The following is a 19576-nucleotide window of genomic DNA, read 5'->3' on the forward strand; positions in this document are numbered from 1 at the left end:
GCTACATCCTCTAGTGACTAGAGGTTCAAGGGGATTCTGCATGTTGAGTATCGGAAAACTGTCTGGGCTGACTGGTGTAAAAGTGCCAACCATCCGGTACTACGAGCAGATCGGGCTGCTCCCCAAGCCTGAACGGAATGAAGGCGGGCAGAGGATTTACAATAATACCAGCCGCGAACGCCTGAACTTTATCCGCCATGCGCGCGAACTGGGTTTTCCGCTGGACGATATTCGGGAATTGCTGGCCCTGTCGGATGACCCCGACCAGAGCTGTGAGGCCATTGATGCCATTGCAAAGCGCCAGCTGGCGGAGGTGGAACACCGCCTTGTAAGGCTGAATGCCCTGCATAGAGAACTTGAGCGTATGGTTGCGCAATGCACCTGTGGCACAGTGCAGACATGCCGGGTTATTCAGGTTTTGGGGGATCATGGCCTATGCGCGGCTGATCATCAGAAAATCATGTCTCATGATATTGACCAGTAATGCTGCAAATGGCTGCTTGCTTGGAGTGCCCTGCCAAACTTCATTTTACGGTATAAATATCAGGCGTGACTATGGCCTGATTTATCAGGATTATTGTGAGTAAAACTCAGCAATATAGTTCTATGAAATGCATATTATTCATGAAAAAATACTCAGGACTGAGAGCGCTAGGCCGTAACACAGGCCGGGCCGGAATGATGATCTGATCAAACCTGCCAAGTCTAATGCAGGCGCTCTCGTGCTGATCGTTTTGGGAGAGAGTGCGTGTCAAAACCGGACAAGAACACACTGCGTCTTATTTTTCCGCAATGGCAGGGTGGGGATAACCCACCATATTATCTGGGGTCCAGATTGCTGGCATGGCTGGCACCCCCATCCCACGGACCGGTTGAGGAAGTACCTGTTGATGCCCCGACAGATACCCCATTGCCGCTGGAAAACGACATGCGCGGGCGCAGCGTTCTTGTAAAACAGATCAAGGCGGCACAGGCAATTATTGCGCGCCACCAGCCCCGCTCCATTGCGGTGCTGGGTGGGGACTGTCTGGTATCCCTTGCTCCGTTTGCTTGGCTGGCTGAACAATACGGGGATAAGCTGGGTGTTCTGTGGATTGATACACACCCGGACGTGCAGACCCCCGAACAGTATAAAAACGCGCATGCGCATGTGCTGGGTGCCCTTATGGGCCATGGTGACCCTGACCTGACCAATGCGGTCAAGCAGCCCATAGCGGCCAAAAATGTCATGATCGCGGGTATTCATGATCCACTGCCGTATGAGACCCGGTTTATTGCCGAGCACGGCATTCGCACATGCTCACCCCAGCAGGTGCGGGAGGGTGCTCAACCCGTTATGCAATGGCTCAACGATAGCGGGATTGAGGTTCTGGCCATTCATCTGGATCTGGATGTGCTGGACCCGCACAACTTCCGCTCCCTGCTGTTTGCAAAGCCCGGCCGTGGCAAACACGATTTTGGTGATGTGGCGGAAGGAAAGCTCAATATTCCAGATGTGTTGAAGCTGGTCGGGGAGGTCATGACCGAAAAGCAGGTGGTGGGCATGACAATTGCCGAGCATATGCCGTGGGATGCGCTGAATTTACAGCAGATGATGCAACAGCTCCCCCTGCTAGGGGCGTAAGCGGCTGTGTATATGCAAGGGTATGCGGGGTTTACGCATGCCCTTGCGTGGCATCATGCCAGTTTCATTTCTTCGATAAAAAGGGCCAGCGGCATGGAATACTGGTTATGCCGTGGGTAAAAAAGATGGAACCCCACATGGGTGGGGCAGATTTTTTCCAGCGCAGGAACAAGCTCGCCTGATGCAATATGGCTTTCCACCACAACCCTTGGCAGGTACGCAAGCCCTATGCCATCCAGGCAGGCATCCCGCGCAGAAAACACATTATTGCAAATAAACTGCCCGCTTGGCTGGAACTTAACGTCTTTTCCATTCTGCCGGAAAAGCCATTTATAGAGCTTTCCGTAGGTTGGTAGCCTAACACCAATACAATTGTGCTCAGTCAGGTTATTGGGCTTTTTGGGAGCCGGATGTTCCCTGAAGTAGCTGGGGGCTCCAATAACTACAAACTCAATGGCGGGGGAAACAGGGACGGACATCATACCCTGTGCAACCATCTCGCCCAGCCTGATCCCTGCATCAAAGGATTCATCAACAATATCGACAAGTTTCATGTCGGTTGAAACTTCGATTGCAATATCAGGGTATTTTTTAAGAAAATTGGCTAGTTTGGGGCGTAGAAAATACGTCAGGGCTTCATCTGTCGCGGTAATTCTCAGCTCACCTCTCGGTGCGCTACGAAATTCATCCAGACTGGCAATTTTATTTTCAATTTCGTCAAATAACGGCTGAATGTTGCTCAGTAGGTATTCCCCTGCACTTGTGGGAACAACCCGCCGGGTTGTTCTGGTCAGCAGTGTAACTCCCAGCCTTTCTTCCAGCAGCCGCATGGTATGGCTTAAGGCCGAGGGCGTTACGCCGCGCCGTGCAGCAGCACGTGTAAAGCTTCTTTCCTGAGCAACCGCAAGAAAGGAAAGAAGTTCATTAAAATTCTCACGGGACATTCTAAAACCCTGACACTTGCGGTTGTCTTTTAACATACAACATATTTTTGCAGTGCATCAGGGTTTGGTCATGCAAAATGTTCTGTGCGGCAGAATACTGTTTTTACAGGTTCAGGCACGCGCCATTCGCACCCCGTCACGAAAGTTGATGCCAAGGAGTGCAAGGTTTACGGCTCCTGCCAGAAGTTCGAGTAATTGCACACCATAAAACAGTCCGTCGAATGTTTGTGCAGATGCGCGCAAGGCGAGGAAAAACGCGCAGGGAACCAGCACACAAAGACCATTGGCCCCAATGACCCGCATGCGCCTGAATTTGGCCAGTGCCAGCCCGCGTGGTGCCCCGCCTGCCATCTGGTAGCCAGAAAAACCAGTGAGTGCGAGGCAGGGAACCAGCACCAGCAGCCCCCACAGAATGGTACGTTTGGTGATGATAATGGTTTGTGGGTCACCATGGAGTTCTGCAACAAGGGTGCTGCCCATAAAAGTGGCTATGCACAGAATGGCCAATCCCCCCGCCAGAGGGTGGATGTGGCGGAGAACCGTCTGCATGCTATCGTCCTTGCATGAATGAAGCTGAGAGATCAAATATAGCTAGCCATGAATATAGATAGCAAGCCATATAAATGGCAGCCCCGGGAACAGTCCCTTGGTTATATGATCAATTGGGCCGCACGGCTTTTTGCGCGGGAGATGGATGAAGCTCTGCGGCCGTTCGGGCTTATGTCGGGGCAGTTGCCGGTATTTTTTGCTCTGGCGGATGGCAAACCACTGGCACAGCGCGACCTGGCACAGCTTGCCGCAGTAGAGCAGTCCACCATGGCCAAGACCCTCGCCCGTATGGAACGGGATGGGCTGATCCAACGCACACCAGACCCGAAGGACCGGCGCAGTGCGTTTATATCATTATCGCCTTTGGCGGAGGAAAGACTGCCAGATATTGCGGCGGCCGTTGCGGCAATCAATGCCAGAAGTCACGCGGCTCTGGCGGGGGAAGACAGCGCACATCTGCTGGAACTGTTACGCCGCGTGATTAATGGGCTAACAGATACCGCATGAGTCATGCGGGCAAGGGCACAAGCAGCCCGCCCTGCGTTGATACCTTAATTTTTTGTGGTGTGTTGGTTCTGCCCCCGGGCTGCCTGCGCAAAAGGCGGGGGCAGAGTGGTCTGACTTAAGTGGTCTTGTTGCTTTTTCTGTAGTGTGCACGGCGGGATTTGGCCCATGCCGTCATCAATGGCAGGCAAAGGCGCAGGAAGCCAGGCGACCAGAGGAAAAGACTGCAAAACAGCCTGTCAAAGCTGGACGGAAAGTTCTCAACATGTTTGCGCACATGGGGGGAAAGAATCCACGCCGCAATGGCTTCTGGCTCCTGCGGGGCAGACATGAAGTTGAGGACCGACCCGCCACGTTCCATTTCCGTCGCCAGCATGGACGTATTGACGCTGCCGGGGAATACGGAGGACACCCGGATATGGCGTGGCTTGAGCTCCTGCTCCAGTGCCAGTGCAAAACCGCGCAGGCCAAATTTGGAGGCCGTATAGGCGCTGCTGCCCGCCAGAGGAAAAATGCCCGCCATGGAGTTGGCGTAAATAATGTGGGAGTCTTTTGCCATTATTGGCAGAATGGCATTGGTCAGCAGCATAACGCCGAGCAGATTGGTCTGGATCTGCTCAATAACCGGAGCATGTTCCAAGGTCGCCACAGACTGTGGGGAAATAACACCGGCACAGAATATAAAGAGATCAACGCTGGCACTGGTCTGCCCGATTGTGTGGGCAGTTTCATTGATGGAGTGTGAATCGGTCAGGTCGCATGCCAGCATGCAGTCAACATAAGCTGTATCGGCTGCCGGAGCGTTCTGGCGTGACAGGCCAATGACCCGGTACCCACGCTGGCGCAACTGAAGGCACAAAGCACGCCCAATGCCGCCGGATGCACCGCTGACGACAGCTACTTTCTGAGGAGTTTCCTTGTTTTTTCTAAACAAAACAATTGCCTATCTCAACAATTCCCAATCCGACTTACATGCGGCAGGCCATGATGATGCCGCCAGCAATTGTGTTTTTCGTCTAACATACCTTATCAGCCTTGTCTTGCATGATCGCACGTCGCGCTAATCCAACATAGATTAGAATAACGCATGATTTATGCCCTCATAAGCGTGACAAAGTTAAGGCTAAAGGGCTTTTATCTTCAATACTGCAAAGCGTTCTGGCGCAAAGCGGAAATTATTTTTTAATTCTTTAATATTTAATCGCCATTGCGGCGGATGTCATAACCCACACCTGAGCAGGGCTTGGAGGCATGACGAGTGCCAAAGGCGGAAGGCAGCTCCCGTGTTGGGGGAGGAGGGCGTGAGTAAGCACTATAAGAACACGCGCCCCCGTAGTGGAGGGCGCGCGTAACTGTGTAATCTGTATGGCTTAAAAGCCGATCACTGCGTCACCACCAAAGGTGAACATGCCGTTGTTGCGGCCACCGTTAAAGGGTGAGGTGCTGTTGAGCGCGCGGTCAAACCGGATTTCAGGACGCAGCTGGAAAACGCGGATATGGTGGCCCAGATCAGGCCGATAGGCAACGTTAAGCGACAGGTCGCCGTAGGTGGTGCCATGCCCGCTTGCGCCGGTCATGGTGGTGTAGGAGCGCCCTGCAATGGCATTCATGTAAGAGTTGTTGCCGGTAAAGGTTGCCACCATCGAGTTGTTGTTGTCGCGGTAGATTTCGCCACGATAGTTGAAGGTGAAGTCCTTGTTGATCTTGTAGCTGAGGAAGCTGACAAAGCTTTCGGCATCCGTGCCGGCAAACTGCCCGCGCGCACCAATACCGCGTATGCCCTCGTCATGCAGGTAATTGAATTCGGCTGTCAGGCTCAGCTTGTCGTTAACCTGATAGGTCGCGTTAATATCGTTCCAGAAGCGCTGTGCGTGGTCTGCCTCGTAATGCCCGACACTCTGCCAGACATTTTCCGGCCCTACGCGGCTGAGTTCCACAATACGGAGTTTACCACCCAGCAGGTTGTTCAGGTTAAAGCCAAAATACCCGGCGGGACGGCTGTTGTTGTCCGATGCGCCAAAGGTGGTCTGGTTACCTGTATCAATCCCGAATGTTACGTCCAGAATAGGCGTAACATGCCAGTTGAACATGGCGCCCACATGCTGGAACGGCACGGAATATTCAGATGTATAGGCCAGCGTGTAGAATGCGCGGGAGGCGGGGTCCAGCCCCTCCACACCCATGGGGGCCTGTAGAATACCGGCCTGCATGTCCAGCCCGCCAGAGGTCAGCCAGGGCAGATGTACATCCACATGGGCCTGTGCGGGAATAAGCTGGTAGCGGGCCTTCCATTCCTGATCGGAGATGCCGACCAGATGGTAGTAACGGGCATCCGAGCCATAAAGACCTTCCAGCGTAAAGCCGACCTGATAGGTGTTTTTGCTGGGGTCGATGGCTTTGGAGAGAGTAAACTCCGCCTGATTTAACTGGACCTGATTGGCATGGTCGGCCAGAAAGTCGCCAAAGTTGTAACCGGGGTTGGGGCGGGCCGGGTTGGCCATGATGCCGCCTTCAATCTGACCGATCAGGGTAACGTCCGACAGCCAGTGTGACAGGTCGGAACTACCACTGGAAAAAGCTGAAAAAGGGTGAACCTGCGCCTTTGCCGATTTAAGGGGAACGGCTGCCAGAACCGAGGCGACACTTAGGGCAACGGCAAGACCTGTTTTTTTTCCGGACAGATTCATTACTCAGATTCCCGCACTTTAAGTATTATATTTATATGTGCTGCTAAGGTGATTGACTACTCCGATAGGTAACATTCCGGTTTCATAATGAAACTGGAAAAACGACAAGCGGGTATCACTCTTCCGTGATACCCGCTGACCATGCGGCAGTTTTATTTATCTTTTTTAAGAATAGACTGCCTGCGCACAACTTTGTGCCGCATGAATGGATTTTTCATGCAAATTGTTCTGTAATTTCGGCAATGCGCGCACCAAATGCTGCGGCTGTGTCCAGCCCACCTTGGGGGATTTCGTCCACGCTGGCATCAGACGGGCTTTGGACGAGCAGGCCAGTGGAACCGCCCAGAGCGTTCAGGTCCGTGTTCTTGGCGGCTTTTGTGTTGGAAGGCAGCATGCCAAGGCTGATCCATATGCCGCCGTGCTGGCCTGCAAGGGTTTGCAGCCATGCCAGTGTCAGCCCTTTGTCCCCCACAGGGCTTGCGCTGTTGGTAAAGCCCGCAAACAGCTTGTTCTGCCAGCCGCGCATGAACCAGATTTTGGATGTGGCATCGGCGAATTTTTTAAACTGCCAGCTTGCGTTGCCCATATAGGTCGGTGCGCCAAAGACAATGGTTTTGGCTTCGGCCAGCTTGTCCCATGCGCTTTCGGGCAGCTCCCCATTGTCATCAATGGCAATCAGTTCGGCCTTGGCGCCGCGCGCAAGGTATTCGGCCACTTTGCGGGTGTGGCCATAACCTGAGTGATAAACAACAACAATTCCCGACATATCAGCAACTCCCTGTGGGTTGGGCCGGGCTGGAGCAGACCGGCTTTGAGCAAGCCGAGCATGGCGCAGTCCGCTATGGCTGATAAGTTGCTTTTGGGCAAAAGCATCTCACACTACGGGTGTGAGGCTTGCCGGGGGTATAGCCCGGTAAAAACCCCGCCAGACACAGGCTGGCGGGGGAGAAGATCAGATCTGTTCTATGGTGGAAAAGTCGAAATTTTCCCCCTTGGGGTTTTCCCCCAGCCGGATAACGGTGGCCGAGGGCATGACATAAGGTGGCACGGGCAGGTTGTAAGGAGCGGGAGCACCTTTTTGCACCCGCCCTGCCAGATCAAACTTGGAGCCATGGCAGGGGCAGCCGTACCCGCCAGATGCCTCCGGCCCGGACCCCTGTGGAGGAGTGTAGGCAGGTACGCAGCCCAGATGCGTGCAGATGCCAACATAAACCCCGTATTCGGGCACAATGGAGCGGTGCCAGTTGCGGGCATAACCGGGCTGCTGGTTGGCCGTGGAGTTGGCATCCTTGAGCAGGGCGCTCAATTCCGCATTCTGCAGGCTTGCCAGTTCTTCTGGTGTGCGGCGGATAATAAAGATGGGCTTGCCCTGCCATACAGCCACTATCTGCTGGCCGGGGGCCAGATGGGCAATATCCACATCAACCGGCAGGTGTGCGGCGGCGCTGTCTTGCGGTTGCAGGCTTTCCACAAACGGAATGGCGCAGGCCGCAATGCCTGTGACCGTGCCAGCCGTGGTGACCATGCCCAGAAAGTCACGGCGGCCGGGGGCCTGTTCGGGAGCTGGGGTGGTGTCAGTCTCGCGTGTCATGGTTCTTGCGTGCTTTCTGTTCTTCACTGCGTTTTCAGGCGTTTCCAGATTTTGCGCTTCCATGCAATGGCCAGCACAAGCAGCACGGCCAGATAGACCATAACGGCCTTGCCAATGCTGTGGCGGTCATTGCGGTGCGGATCGGATGCCCAGACCAGAAAAGTGGTTATATCGCGGGCCTGCTGTTCCACCGTGGCAGGGGTGCCATCGGGGTACTGGATCATGCCGTTCATGAGCGGAGGAGGCATGCCAATCATGTGGCCTGCGGCCCAGTCATTATAAAACTTGCCGGGGACCATGGGCGCATCGGCTGGCGGGGGCATGCGGTAGCCGGTCAGGAACGCGTACAGCCAGTCCGGCCCGCCCGGATGGGTCATGGCAAGGCGGGACTGATCAGGCGGGGCTACGCCGCCCATCATGGCCGCAGCTGCCGCATCGCTGGGGAAGGGGGAGTTCAGGTGGTCATCGGGCAGCCCCGGGCGCGTGGTGGGCTGGCCCATGGCGTCCGGTGTGCCGGGCTGCGGTTTGGCTTTTGCGGTTTCTTCAATCTGCTGGCGGGTCAGGCCAATGCCTGCCAGATCGTTATAGGTCAGGTTGTGCATGCCGTGGCATGTGGAGCAGACGCGCTGGAATACCAGAAAGCCACGTTGCAGGCTGGGCTGGTCATACTGGCCCAATGGCCCTTCAAAGCTCCATGCCTGATGGGGTGGTGCTTTGTCTGGTTCGTGTGCCAGTGCAACACCAGACAGGCCGAGCGCCAGCAGCAGGCCAGCGGCAGGACGGGAAAAAGAACCCTGCATTACTGATCTCCTTCCGCAGCGGCTATGGAGGTGGGGAGGGGGCGTGTTTTTTCCTTGCGTGAGGCAAGGGGGAGCAGCACCACAAAGTAGCTGAAGTAATAAATACCCGCCAGACGCGCCACAATCAGCCATCCGCCCTGTGCGTGGTGCTTGCCTGCAACCGCCAGCAGAATAAATGCGGCTACCAGCCCGAACAGGCCAATACGGCAGAGTGGGCGGAAGCGCATGGAGCGCACGGGGGAGCGGTCCAGCCATGGCAGGGCAAACAGGATCAGCAGCGATGCAGCGGAAGCCAGCAGGCCACCAAATTTGGAGGGCACGGACTGGAGCAGGCCGTAAAATGGCAGAAAATACCATTCAGGCTCAATATCAGCCGGTGTGTGCATGGGGTCGGCGGGGGTGTAGTTGTCCGCCTCGATCAGCAGATTGGGCCAGAAGAACATGAGCGCGGCAAACACCATGGCGAACACAATAAGCCCAACCAGATCCTTGCTGATATAGTAGGGGTAGAACGGTACGGTGTCGCGCGGGGTGCGCGGTTCAATGCCCAGCGGGTTGTTGGAACCATTGACGTGCACAATGGTCACATGCAGCCCCACAACCCCAACGACCAGAAAAGCAAGCAGGAAGTGCAGCACAAAAAAGCGGTGCACAAAAACATCGCCCAGATGGTCGCCCCCGGCCATAATATGTTCAAGGCTGGGACCAATGCCCGGTACGGCACCCACGGCCTTGGTAATCACGTCCGCACCCCAGTAGGACATCTGGCCCCATGGAAGCATGTAACCGGCAAAGGCGGTGGCCATGACCATAACCAGCAGCACAAGCCCGCTCAGCCACAGCAGTTCACGCGGGGCTTTGTAGGAGCCGTAATACAACCCACGGAAAAGATGCACATAGAGTGCGGCCAAAAACAGGTTGGCCCCGGTCATATGCATGGCCCGCAGCAGCCACCCGCCGGCAAGCTGGCGGTCTATTGCCTCGACCGACAAAAAAGCCCCCGCATTGGTCGGGGTGTAGTTCATGGCCAGAAAAATGCCGGTAGCCAGCATAAGCAGCAGAACAACGGTCAGGATGGCCCCAAAATTCCACAGCCCGTTCAGGTTACGGGGCAGGCGGAAGTCTATGTATTCTGCCCGGAAGGCAGAAATAACAGGCAGGCGTGCTTCTACCCATCCGGCAAGGCCGGTCATGGCTGCGGGAGGGGGCGTGGTCTGGGGTGCCGGGTCTGGCTGGGTCATGGCTGGTCCATGGGGGTTAAAAAAACTCCAATATACAGTGCATATGCACCCGCAGGGCAGGCACTACAGGGTGCGTAAGCGTGCACCAACTGCTCCCGCAGGTTGCAAAAAGCGGCCCGGCTGGTCCGTGTCCGGGGCCAAGGCTGCCTGTCCTCTCTCATAACAGTAACGGAATGTTAGGCAAGGGGGGCGGCTTTTGGGGCCGGTCCGGAGCAAACATTAAGCAGATGTGAAAAGTTTTATCCTTGCAACACACGGGGGTTGGGGCCATCATATTAACAGAGCGCCCGTTTTGTGCGGGTGTGACGTTCTCAGGGCAGGGTGTAATTCCCTACCGGCGGTAAAGGGGTGGTGCGCTACCCCAAGCCCGCGAGCGCCTGCTTCGGCAGGGTCAGCAGATCCGGTGTAACTCCGGAGCCGACGGTCATAGTCCGGATGAAAGAGAACGAGAAAGAGAGACTCGTTTTTTGTCCGTTAAGCCGGAGTCCGGCTTGCGTGCATAAGGCGTGTAACCCTTTTTGACGCCCTGGGTCCGTCTGTCATGAGCAGGTATGGACTAAAAGAGACACCAGGGTGAACAGTATTTCTCAACCTTTCCCCCACACTATGCCAGAGCATGTTGGCGCGGCCTTTGATATGGCTGTGTCCGAAGCATGGCGTTTTGCCGGGCAGACCGCGCCAAACCCCGCCGTGGGGTGTGTGCTGCTGGATGCACGGGGGGAAGTGCTGGTTATTGCCGCCCACCACAAGGCAGGCGCATTGCATGCCGAGCGTCTGGCTGTGGAGCAGGCGCACGCACTGGGTGTGGTGGAGCGGATCCATACCGCTGTGGTTACGCTGGAGCCGTGCAATCACACCGGCCGCACCCCGCCATGCACGGAAGCGCTTTTATCCACGCCCGTACAGACGGTGTGGATTGGCTGCGCGGACCCCAACCCCCATGTGCCCGGTGGCGGTGCTGCATATTTGCAGGCCAAAGGGCTGGATGTGCGGTGGCTGGTCCATGCTGCCAACGGTGGTGCCTGTCTGGCGCGCTGCAAGGCTCTGCTGGTCCCGTTTGCATGGCGCATGGTGCATGGGCGGCCGTGGATTACGGTTAAACAGGCGGTTAATGCACAGGGCAACATGGTGCCCCCGGTTGGCAGCACAACGTTTACAACCCGGCAATCGCTCGAGTTCGCCCACGCCCTGCGGCGCGTAACCGATGGTATTGTAACAGGCACAGGCACAATACAGGCCGACCTGCCCGCCTTTACCGTGCGGCATGTGCCAGACCACGCCAACAGGCGGCGGGTGCTGGTGGTGTGTGGTGCGCCCAACAAGGTGCCCGCACACTGGCAGGAGCAGGCACAGGCGCGCTTTGATGTTCTGTTCTGCCCCGACTGCGCCGATCTGCCCGCAGTGCTGGCCAGCACGCCCGCCTTGTGGGTCATGGTCGAGGCTGGTCCCACCCTGCTGCGTGCGATCAGCGCGCAGGGGTTGTGGGATGACTGGCTGCATATCCGGCAGGATGCGCAGGGCTGCGACCACTTTTCTGTTTCAACCCGACACGACATCTCCCCCCTTTCCCTTTTTCCGCAATGGGCGCGATGCACGCAGGAGCAGGCATGTTTTCCGGTATTATAGAATCTCTCGGTCAGGTCCTTGCAGTCGAGCAGGGTGCGCGCTCCCTTATGCTGGAAGTGCAGACTGGCCTGGCCGACGTGGCCGAGGGCGAGAGCATTGCCGTCAATGGTGTCTGCCTGACAGCCGTTGCCCCGGCGCAGAATATGCCCGTGCGCTTTTTTGTCAGCAGTGAAACACTGGACCGCACCATGCTGGGCTCCCTTGCGGCCGGGTCCCGGGTTAATCTGGAGCGTGCGGTAACGCCGTCCACCCGTCTGTCCGGCCATATTGTGCAGGGGCATGTGGATGGGCTGGGCAGTTTTGTCGGGGCGACACCTTCGGGCGATGCCCGGCGCGTGGAGTTTGATATTCCTGCCGAGCTGCGCCGCTACATGGTGGAAAAAGGCTCGGTCGCGCTGGACGGGATTAGCCTGACCCTGAACGAAGTGGGGCCGGTGCAGGACGGTAAGTTCCGCATCGCCCTCATGATCATTCCGCACACATGGGACCACACCACACTGGGTACGCTCAGGGTGGGGGATGCCGTGAATGTGGAAGTGGATATCATTGCAAAATATGTGGAGGCACAATGTCAGGCAAAATGACACAGGGGCAGACCGCACCGCTCCAGCCTTCCGAGCGTCTGCTGCGTGCGCTGGATGCCGTGCGGGCGGGCCGCATGGTTGTGATGGTGGATGATGAAGACCGCGAAAACGAGGGCGACCTTGTTATGGCGGCACAATTCATGACCCCGCAGGCCATGAACTTCATGATCACCCATGCCCGTGGGCTGGTCTGCCTGCCCCTGACCGCCGAGCGCGTAGAGCAGCTTGAACTGCCCATGATGGTGCGGCAGAGCGACAACACCGCGCAGTATGGCACGGCGTTTACCGTGTCGATCGAGGCGCGTGAGGGGGTCAGCACCGGTATTTCCGCCGCCGATCGTGCCCAGACCGTGCTGGTTGCCACGGCAGATGATGCTACGTCGGCAGATATTGCCTCCCCGGGGCATATCTTCCCCCTGCGGGCCGAACCCGGTGGCGTGCTGGCGCGTATTGGCCATACCGAAGGCTCGATTGACCTGCTGCGCCTTGCCGGGCTCAAACCCGCCGCCGTGATCTGCGAAATTCTGAACGAGGACGGCACAATGGCCCGCCGCCCTCAGCTGGATGTGTTTGCCCGGCAGCATGACATGCCCATTATTTCCATTGCCGAACTGGTGGCATGGATTGGCGCGCATGGTCTGGCACCGCTGGAGCCACAGCCCGCACAGGCCGCAGCCCCCGCGGCGGAAGACGTTGTGCCCGATCTGGCCAAGGCCGCCCTGCCTAGCGTGTATGGTGGGAATGAGCTGGTTATTCACGCCTTCCGGGACGAAAAAGGCGTGGAGCATGTTGCGCTGGTCAAGGGGGATGTCCGCCCCAGCGGCCCGGTGCCGCTGGTGCGCCTGCATTCCGAATGTGTGACCGGCGATGCGCTCGGCTCCCTGCGGTGCGATTGCGGGTCCCAGCTTCAGGCAGCGTTGCAGGCCATCGGGCAGGCCGAGTGCGGGGTGCTGGTTTACGTGCGTGGGCATGAAGGGCGCGGCATTGGCCTTGTGAACAAGATACGCGCTTACGAATTGCAAGATGCCGGGCTGGATACGGTTGAAGCCAATCACAGGCTCGGCTTTGCAACCGATGCGCGCGACTGGCGTGCAGCGGCAGGCATACTGCGCAGCCTTGGTGTGGGCCAGCTCGACCTGCTGACCAACAACCCCGAGAAGGTCCGGGCACTGGAAAGCCGGGGCTTTGTGGTGCGTAAAAGACTGGGGCTGGAAATTCCGGCCAACATGTTCAACCGTGCCTACCTGCATGCCAAACGCAAACGCATGGGCCACCACCTGAGCTGCGATGCACCGTCCCCCGTTGTGCACAAGGTTCCTGCCTGAGCTGTCTGTATTCAAGACGCAGTGATTCAAAAGGATAATACGACTTATGGGTACACGTTCCCCCGTTACTCTGCCTGACCTCAAGGCCCTTTCCCCCGCACCCCGTCTGGCACTGGTTGTCAGCCGGTTTAATGAGACGGTGACAGGTGGCCTGCGGGATGGCGCCATTGCATGGCTGGGCGAACACGGCATTGCCGTGGCTGAAGGCGATGTGTTTGCAGCCCCCGGCGCGTTTGAAATGCCGCTGCTGGCGCAGGCACTGGCCAAGACCGGGCGGTATGAAGGGGTGATCTGCCTTGGCTGTGTGGTCAAGGGCGATACCGCGCATTTTGAATTTATCAGCCTTGGGGCCACTCTGGGCATTGTGCAGGCCAGCCTTGCAACCGAGGTGCCGGTGGCATTTGGTATTCTCACAACCTACACAGAAGAACAGGCAACTGTGCGTTCTGCGGATGATGTGCATAATAAAGGGCGTGAAGCCGCCGCCGCCTGTGTGGAATCTCTTGCCCTCCTGCGTCAGATCAGGGAGGGATAAAAGGAGCGGCATGCCGGAGTAAGCGCCAGCTCTGGCATGAAATGGGGAGACTGCATGAAGCGCATCACTCTTGTGGCCGGCATTCTGGGGCTTGGCCTGACATTATGGATGCTCTCGCGCTTTGGCGCGCAGGCCATTTTTGCGCTTGTCATGACTGGCGGCTGGGGAATCCTTGCCGCCATTGTCTTTCATGCCGTTCAGGTGTCTCTCTCCGCGCAGGCATGGCGCATTATTGCGCGCCGTGACCTGCCGCCCCATCTGCCCCTGCGTGATTTTTTCATGCTCCGCTGTGTGCGTGAGGGGGTAAACAACCTGCTTCCCGTGGCGCAGGTTGGTGGGGAGGTGGTGGCCAGCCGCCTGTTATCCCGGCGGGGGCTGGGTTTGCGCCGCGCAGCAGCGGCGACAATCTGTGACCTTACGATTGAACTGCTCAGTCAGGTTCTGTTTACGGTAGCGGGGCTGCTTTTGCTGCTTGTCCTGGTCCAGCGTTCGGCTGTGACCGACAGACTGCTTGAAAGTGCCCTTGTTCTTGCCGTGATTGGCATAGCCGTATTTGCCAGCCAGTGGCTTGGTGCCGTTGCTCTGGTGGAAAAACTGCTGGAGCGGATTGCCGCCCACCTGGGTTGGGGCGGGGTTGAGGGTATTCGCGGGATTCATCAGGAAGTGCTGGGCCTGTACAAGACCCGCAACAATGCGGTGAGCAGCCTGATCCTCCAGTTTGCCGCATGGGCGCTGGGGGCGGTGGAGGTCTGCCTGATCCTGCATTTTATGGGCCATGACTGCTCTTTGGCGACCGGCTTTGTTATTGAAGGTGTGGGGGAAGCCGCCAAATCCGCAGGGTTTGCCGTGCCCGGAGCACTGGGGGTGTCGGAAGGGGGCTATATGGTGGTCGGCGGGCTGTTTGGTATTGCCCCACCCGTTGCCATTGCGCTCTCGCTGATCAAGCGCCTGCGCGAAATTGCTTGGGGCGTGCCAGCACTGGTGCTGTGGCAATGGCTGGAGCACACATGGTCGGACCACCGGGATGGCCCGGAAAAATCCCATTTTCCGCACTCCGGGCGGTAAAAGAAGAGTGGCTTGCGCAGATAGTCACTTGCATCGTGCGAAGCGGTTAGGCAAACCAAGGCGGTTTTGTGCCTGACGCCATGACTTTTCTAGGATCCTGTCGTTTATCATGCTCTTTGCACCCATAGGTCGTTTTATCACCCTTTGTGCGCGCCATGCTTGGCTGGTCGTGGCACTCTTTTGCGTGCTGTCAGGCGCTGGCGTTTATGCGGGCATGACCCAGCTTGGCGTGACCACGGATACGAGCAAAATGCTCTCCCCCCGTTTGCAGTGGAAGCAGCGCTCGGATGAAATGGCCCGCCTGTTCCCGCAAAAAGAGAATCTTCTGGTCGCGGTGGTGGAAGCCGACCTGCCAGAAGAAGGGCAGGAAACCGCACGCAAACTGGCCGAAGCGCTGGCAGCGGATCACAAACACTTTGCCTTTGCCAACCGGCCGGATGCCAACCCGTACCTTGAGCGCAACGGGCTTATGTTTCTGGAGCCCAAACCCCTTGCGGGCATCCTGAACGACACGATTGCCGCGCAGCCCTTCCTATCCGCCCTTGCGCAGGACCCTTCCGCCCGTGGGCTTTTTGGTGCGCTCTCCCTGATTGCAGAAGGGGTCAAGACCGGACAGGCCAATCTGGCCGGTTTTCAGACACCGCTGACCGGCTTTGCCAATACGCTGGAAAAAGCGGCGGATGGTCAGGCATCCCCTCTCTCGTGGCAGCGTCTGCTCGGGGGGCAGTTGTCTGACCTTGCCGGGCGCTACCAGTTTGTCATGACCCAGCCCATTCTGGACTATGGCTCCTTCCAGCCCGGGGGTGAGGCCACGGACGCCATGCGTGCCGTGATCAAGAACCTTGAGTTCGTACGCAGCGGCCACGCCAAGGTCCACCTGACCGGGCAGGTCCAGCTGGATGATGAAGAGTTCGCAACCGTGGCCGAGGGCATGGTGGCCGGGCTTGTGGGTTCTTTGCTGCTGGTAACGCTGTGGCTTACGCTTGCCGTGCGCTCCTGGCGTGTGGTGCTGCCTATTGTGGTTACGCTGGTTGTGGGGCTGCTGCTGACCACGGGCTTTGCCGCCGTGGCGGTTGGCACGCTTAACCTGATTTCGGTCGCATTCGCCATTCTGTTTGTGGGGATTGCGGTGGATTTTGCCATCCAGTTTTCTGTCCGTTTCCGTGCACAGATCCCCACCGCTACCGGCAAGGAAGGCATGTACGAAGCCCTGCGCATGACAGGGGAGGAAACGGGGCATCAGATTCTGGTTGCCTCCCTTGCGACCTCCGCAGGCTTTCTGGCGTTTACGCCCACCGCTTTTCTGGGTGTGGCCCAGTTGGGGCTTATTGCGGGTATTGGCATGCTGGTGGCTTTTGTCTGCACCACCACCTTGCTGCCTGCACTGCTTTGCATCTGCCACCCGCCGCTTAACTGCCCCAGCATGGGGTATGTGTGGATGAAGCCGGTGGACACCAAAATCCGCCAGCATCGCAAATGGCTGCTGGCCTTTTTTGGTGTGGTGGCCGTTATCGGGTTGGCGCTGGTGCCGGCCTTGCAGTTTGATGGCGACCCGCTGCACACCAAAAACCCTAATTCCGAAGGGATGCGCGCCCTCAGCCTGCTGATTGATAACCCGCAGACATCCCCCTACAGCGCGGAACTGCTGGTGAAGTCTCTGGATGACGCAGCAAAACAGGCTGATCGGCTGGATGAACTGCCCGATGTGCATGATGTCATGTGGCTCGGCTCATATGTGCCTACGCAGCAGCCTGAAAAACTTGCTCTTATTCAGGATGCCGCATCCCTGCTGCTGCCAACGCTGATTGTGCCAAACCCCAAACCTGCGCCAGATGCCGCCGCCCTGCGTGCAGCAGCGGCCAGCACCGCCAAAGCTCTGGCGGAAGTACAGGACAAGCTGCCTGCCAATGACCCGTTGCGCAGGATTCAGGCTGCTCTGGCCCGTCTGGCTACAGCCCCCGATGCCACGGTGGAGGCCGCCAATACTGCTCTGGTACGGTTTTTGCCACCGGAGCTGGATCAGTTGCGGACCATGCTGCAGGCTGGGCCTGTTACCATGCATGATGTGCCCCCAAGCATTGCGAACGACTATCTGCTCCCCGATGGTCGCGCTCTTGTGGAAGTACACCCCAAAGGGGTGATGAGCAGCTCAGGCGCATTGCGCAAGTTTGTCGGGTCCTTGCAGAAGGTTGAGCCCGATATGGCCGGTACGGCGGTGGATATTGTGGAAAGCGCGCGCTCCATTGTGCGTGCGTTCGAACAGGCCGCCGGGGCCGCCGTGGTCATGATCGCCATTATCCTCATGATCGCTCTGCGCCGGATCAAGGATATGGCGCTTGTGCTGGCCCCGCTGCTGCTGTCTGCGCTGATGACGGTTATTCTGGTCGTGCTGCTGCCAGAAACGCTTAACTTCGCCAACATTATTGCATTGCCGTTGCTGCTTGGTGTGGGCGTATCCTTCAACATCTATTTTGTCATGAACTGGCGCGATGGGGTTAAATTCCCGCTGGCATCCCCCACCGCACGAGCCGTGCTGTTTTCTGCCCTGACCACGGGCACGGCCTTTGGCTCGCTTGCCCTTTCGCACCACCCGGGCACGGCCAGCATGGGGCGTTTGCTGTTGCTCTCTCTGGCCTGCACGCTTCTGGGGACTTTGGTGTTTGTGCCAGCTCTGCTCCCCAAACGCGCTATTGATGAGGAGTGAGCCGGAGGCATTTCGGCCACATATGGCAGTTGCCCCTAGGGCATAAAAAAAACCTCCCCGTAACTGGGGAGGTTTTTTTATGGGCTTATTCACACTCTCTGCCCCACGGGTTGAACCCGGTGGGGCAGGGGGAGAAGTATCAGTCCTTGGACCATTCCGGGTGGTGCGGCATTTCAATGTCGCGGCCTTTGAGCATCATGTCCCAGTAAACATGGGGGAACACGGTGGTTTTGAGGAACCATGCAAACCGGCTGGGCTTGCGCTGGTCGTAGGGGAAGCTCGGAGCTGGTTTGCCGCCGTACAGGAACTCGGCCAGCACGATCTTGCCGTAAGCCACGGTCAGCGGGCATGCGCCGTACCCGTCATATTGCCCGCTCAGTGGGCGACCATCCAGAGAGGCCAGAACGTTGCGGACGACCACAGGGGTCTGTGCACGTGCGGCTGCCATGGTTTTGGCGTTGGAGGTGTTCATGACATCCCCGATACCAAAGATGGTGGGGTATTTGGCGTGCTGGAGTGTTGTGGCGTTCACATCCAGCCAGCCGGCAGCATCGGCCAGCGGGCTTTTTTTAACGAAGTCAGGCGCGCTCTGGGGCGGGGTGACGTGGAGCATGTCAAACTCACGCACCACTTTTGTCACCTTGCCATCGGGGCCGGTAACCGCAAAGGTTGCCTTGCGCTCGGGGCCGTTCACGGCAATCAGATTATGTTTGTACTGCAGGTTAATGCCGTAATAATCCACCGCCTGCTGCAGCGCGGGGCGGAAATAGGCCACGCCAAACAGCGCATCGCCCGCAAGGCAGAAGTCTACGTTGGTGCGGTTCAGTGTGCCCTGCTTGCGCCAGTGATCTGCGGCCAGATAGGCAATTTTCTGCGGAGCACCAGCGCATTTGATCGGCATGGGGGGCTGGGTGAACAGGGCTGTGCCCCCGGCAAGGGACTGGATGCAGGTCCAGGTATATTCCACCGTGTCTTTGGAATAGTTGGAGCATACGCCATTGCGGCCCAGTGTTTCGCTCAGGCCTTCAATCTTGTCCCAGTCAAGCTGCAGGCCGGGGCAGACAACCAGGCGGCCATAGGCAACGGTGCGTCCGTCGGCCAGGGTCAGGGTGTTGCTCTCGGGCTCAAAGGTGCTTACGGCAGCACGCAGCCATGTGCAGCCTTTGGGAATAAGCCCGCCTTCCTGTTCCAGCGTGTCGCGCAGCTTCATGACCCCGGCACCAACCAGTGTCCAGCCGGGCTGGTAGGCGTGGGTTGTCGCGGTGTCAATAATGGCCACGTCCAGCGTGGGGCGCTCACGCAGCAGCTTGGCTGCAACGGCAATGCCAGCGGACCCGCCGCCAACAATAACAATGGTGTGCCGGAGATCGGCTTCCGTGCTGGGTGCTGTCTGGGTCATGGCATGGTGTTCCTTCTGGTCTGCCTTGAACTATGCGTGACACTATTCCAAACACTGACAATTAAATAAAGTATTTAATTGTCAGTGTGCCATGTGCTGGCGGAAGGTCAGTCCTTAAGCCAGACCTCAACCGGGCCATTCAGCTTCATGGTCAGGGCGTTGCCACGGCGGTCCACGGTTTTGCCAACGGCAACGCGTACCCAGCCTTCGCTCACGCAGTATTCTTCAACATTGGTTTTTTCCACGCCTTTGAACCGCACGCCAACGCCGCGCTCAAGCAGGGCTTCGTTATAGAACTCGCTGTTGGGGTTGACGGAAAGACGGTCAGGCATTGCATCGGACATAATGGACACTTCCTTGGTAAAACGGTTGTTCAAACGGTGTTTTAAAAGCTTTTG

At 57.7% G+C, this 19576-nt stretch carries 19 protein-coding genes and 1 riboswitch; of the genes, 9 read left to right on the forward strand and 10 right to left on the reverse strand.

Annotated features, from left to right (window positions below; genetic code table 11):
- Window positions 1–40 precede the first annotated feature (40 nt).
- Window positions 41–484: a MerR family transcriptional regulator gene (locus ACSYTG_RS03910; RefSeq protein ID WP_095349998.1), complete on the forward strand. Its 444-nt coding sequence runs from the start codon at window positions 41–43 to the stop codon at window positions 482–484.
- Between the two features lie 264 nt (window positions 485–748).
- A complete protein-coding gene (locus ACSYTG_RS03915; RefSeq protein WP_253527961.1) occupies window positions 749–1624 on the forward strand; it encodes an arginase family protein in 876 nt (291 codons plus the stop codon).
- A gap of 53 nt (window positions 1625–1677) precedes the next feature.
- Here the strand turns inward: ACSYTG_RS03915 and ACSYTG_RS03920 are convergent, their stop codons facing one another.
- Together ACSYTG_RS03920 and ACSYTG_RS03925 are read right to left on the reverse strand one after the other, a co-directional pair.
- Complete coding sequence (locus tag ACSYTG_RS03920) at window positions 1678–2568, reverse strand: LysR family transcriptional regulator (RefSeq protein ID WP_165925366.1); 891 nt, start codon at window positions 2566–2568, stop codon at window positions 1678–1680.
- A gap of 111 nt (window positions 2569–2679) precedes the next feature.
- Window positions 2680–3117 (reverse strand): hypothetical protein, encoded by a 438-nt coding sequence (locus ACSYTG_RS03925; protein WP_489783052.1) that lies wholly within the window; start codon window positions 3115–3117, stop codon window positions 2680–2682.
- A 141-nt stretch (window positions 3118–3258) separates the two neighbouring features.
- Here ACSYTG_RS03925 and ACSYTG_RS03930 point away from each other — a divergent pair, with 141 nt between their 5' ends.
- Window positions 3259–3624, forward strand: a complete 366-nt coding sequence (locus ACSYTG_RS03930) for a MarR family winged helix-turn-helix transcriptional regulator (protein ID WP_491706444.1) — start codon at window positions 3259–3261, stop codon at window positions 3622–3624.
- Window positions 3625–3739: 115 nt separating this feature from the next.
- Here the strand turns inward: ACSYTG_RS03930 and ACSYTG_RS03935 are convergent, their stop codons facing one another.
- The 6 genes from ACSYTG_RS03935 to ACSYTG_RS03960 all read right to left on the reverse strand — a co-directional run bounded on the left by ACSYTG_RS03935 (window position 3740) and on the right by ACSYTG_RS03960 (window position 9940).
- Window positions 3740–4555, reverse strand: a complete 816-nt coding sequence (locus ACSYTG_RS03935; RefSeq protein WP_489783050.1) for an SDR family NAD(P)-dependent oxidoreductase — start codon at window positions 4553–4555, stop codon at window positions 3740–3742.
- Between the two features lie 436 nt (window positions 4556–4991).
- Entirely contained in the window at window positions 4992–6308 is a 1317-nt protein-coding gene (locus tag ACSYTG_RS03940) for an outer membrane beta-barrel protein (protein WP_086645560.1), read from the reverse strand.
- 214 nt (window positions 6309–6522) lie between these two features.
- The gene (locus ACSYTG_RS03945) at window positions 6523–7074 is read right to left on the reverse strand and encodes a flavodoxin family protein (protein ID WP_086645559.1); all 552 of its coding nucleotides are present in this window, start codon (window positions 7072–7074) and stop codon (window positions 6523–6525) included.
- A gap of 186 nt (window positions 7075–7260) precedes the next feature.
- Window positions 7261–7899 (reverse strand): ubiquinol-cytochrome c reductase iron-sulfur subunit, encoded by a 639-nt coding sequence (petA, locus tag ACSYTG_RS03950; RefSeq protein ID WP_095349993.1) that lies wholly within the window; start codon window positions 7897–7899, stop codon window positions 7261–7263.
- A gap of 23 nt (window positions 7900–7922) precedes the next feature.
- Window positions 7923–8699 (reverse strand): cytochrome c1, encoded by a 777-nt coding sequence (locus tag ACSYTG_RS03955; RefSeq protein WP_489783049.1) that lies wholly within the window; start codon window positions 8697–8699, stop codon window positions 7923–7925.
- A complete protein-coding gene (locus ACSYTG_RS03960; RefSeq protein WP_086645556.1) occupies window positions 8699–9940 on the reverse strand; it encodes a cytochrome b in 1242 nt (413 codons plus the stop codon). Before ACSYTG_RS03960 ends, ACSYTG_RS03955 begins: the two co-directional genes overlap by 1 nt.
- 303 nt (window positions 9941–10243) lie before the next feature.
- Window positions 10244–10391, forward strand: a riboswitch (FMN riboswitch).
- Between the two features lie 122 nt (window positions 10392–10513).
- On the opposite strand from ACSYTG_RS03960, the gene ribD reads away from it, so the two are divergent.
- The 6 genes from ribD (at window position 10514) to ACSYTG_RS03990 (ending at window position 17779) form a co-directional block, all read left to right on the forward strand.
- Window positions 10514–11566, forward strand: a complete 1053-nt coding sequence (gene ribD, locus ACSYTG_RS03965; protein WP_489783048.1) for a bifunctional diaminohydroxyphosphoribosylaminopyrimidine deaminase/5-amino-6-(5-phosphoribosylamino)uracil reductase RibD — start codon at window positions 10514–10516, stop codon at window positions 11564–11566.
- Complete coding sequence (locus tag ACSYTG_RS03970) at window positions 11548–12150, forward strand: riboflavin synthase (protein WP_489783047.1); 603 nt, start codon at window positions 11548–11550, stop codon at window positions 12148–12150. Before ribD ends, ACSYTG_RS03970 begins: the two co-directional genes overlap by 19 nt.
- The gene (gene ribB / locus ACSYTG_RS03975) at window positions 12135–13475 is read left to right on the forward strand and encodes a 3,4-dihydroxy-2-butanone-4-phosphate synthase (RefSeq protein WP_489783046.1); all 1341 of its coding nucleotides are present in this window, start codon (window positions 12135–12137) and stop codon (window positions 13473–13475) included. Before ACSYTG_RS03970 ends, ribB begins: the two co-directional genes overlap by 16 nt.
- Before the next feature lie 46 nt (window positions 13476–13521).
- Window positions 13522–14010 carry a 6,7-dimethyl-8-ribityllumazine synthase gene (gene ribH / locus ACSYTG_RS03980; RefSeq protein WP_086645552.1) on the forward strand — a complete coding sequence of 163 codons (489 nt, stop codon included), beginning with the start codon at window positions 13522–13524 and terminating at the stop codon, window positions 14008–14010.
- A gap of 54 nt (window positions 14011–14064) precedes the next feature.
- Window positions 14065–15075, forward strand: coding sequence for a lysylphosphatidylglycerol synthase domain-containing protein (locus ACSYTG_RS03985; protein ID WP_489783045.1), 1011 nt, complete (start codon window positions 14065–14067; stop codon window positions 15073–15075).
- 109 nt (window positions 15076–15184) lie between these two features.
- On the forward strand, window positions 15185–17779 hold the full coding sequence (locus ACSYTG_RS03990; protein ID WP_095349988.1) for an MMPL family transporter: 2595 nt from the start codon (window positions 15185–15187) through the stop codon (window positions 17777–17779).
- 139 nt (window positions 17780–17918) lie between these two features.
- On the opposite strand, the gene ACSYTG_RS03995 is transcribed toward ACSYTG_RS03990, so the two are convergent.
- Both ACSYTG_RS03995 and ACSYTG_RS04000 read right to left on the reverse strand, forming a co-directional pair.
- Window positions 17919–19178, reverse strand: a complete 1260-nt coding sequence (locus tag ACSYTG_RS03995) for an NAD(P)/FAD-dependent oxidoreductase (RefSeq protein ID WP_489783044.1) — start codon at window positions 19176–19178, stop codon at window positions 17919–17921.
- Between the two features lie 107 nt (window positions 19179–19285).
- Entirely contained in the window at window positions 19286–19522 is a 237-nt protein-coding gene (locus tag ACSYTG_RS04000; protein WP_025826566.1) for a DUF3297 family protein, read from the reverse strand.
- Window positions 19523–19576: the final 54 nt, after the last annotated feature.

This window comes from Acetobacter sp. ESL1128, from assembly GCF_058505085.1.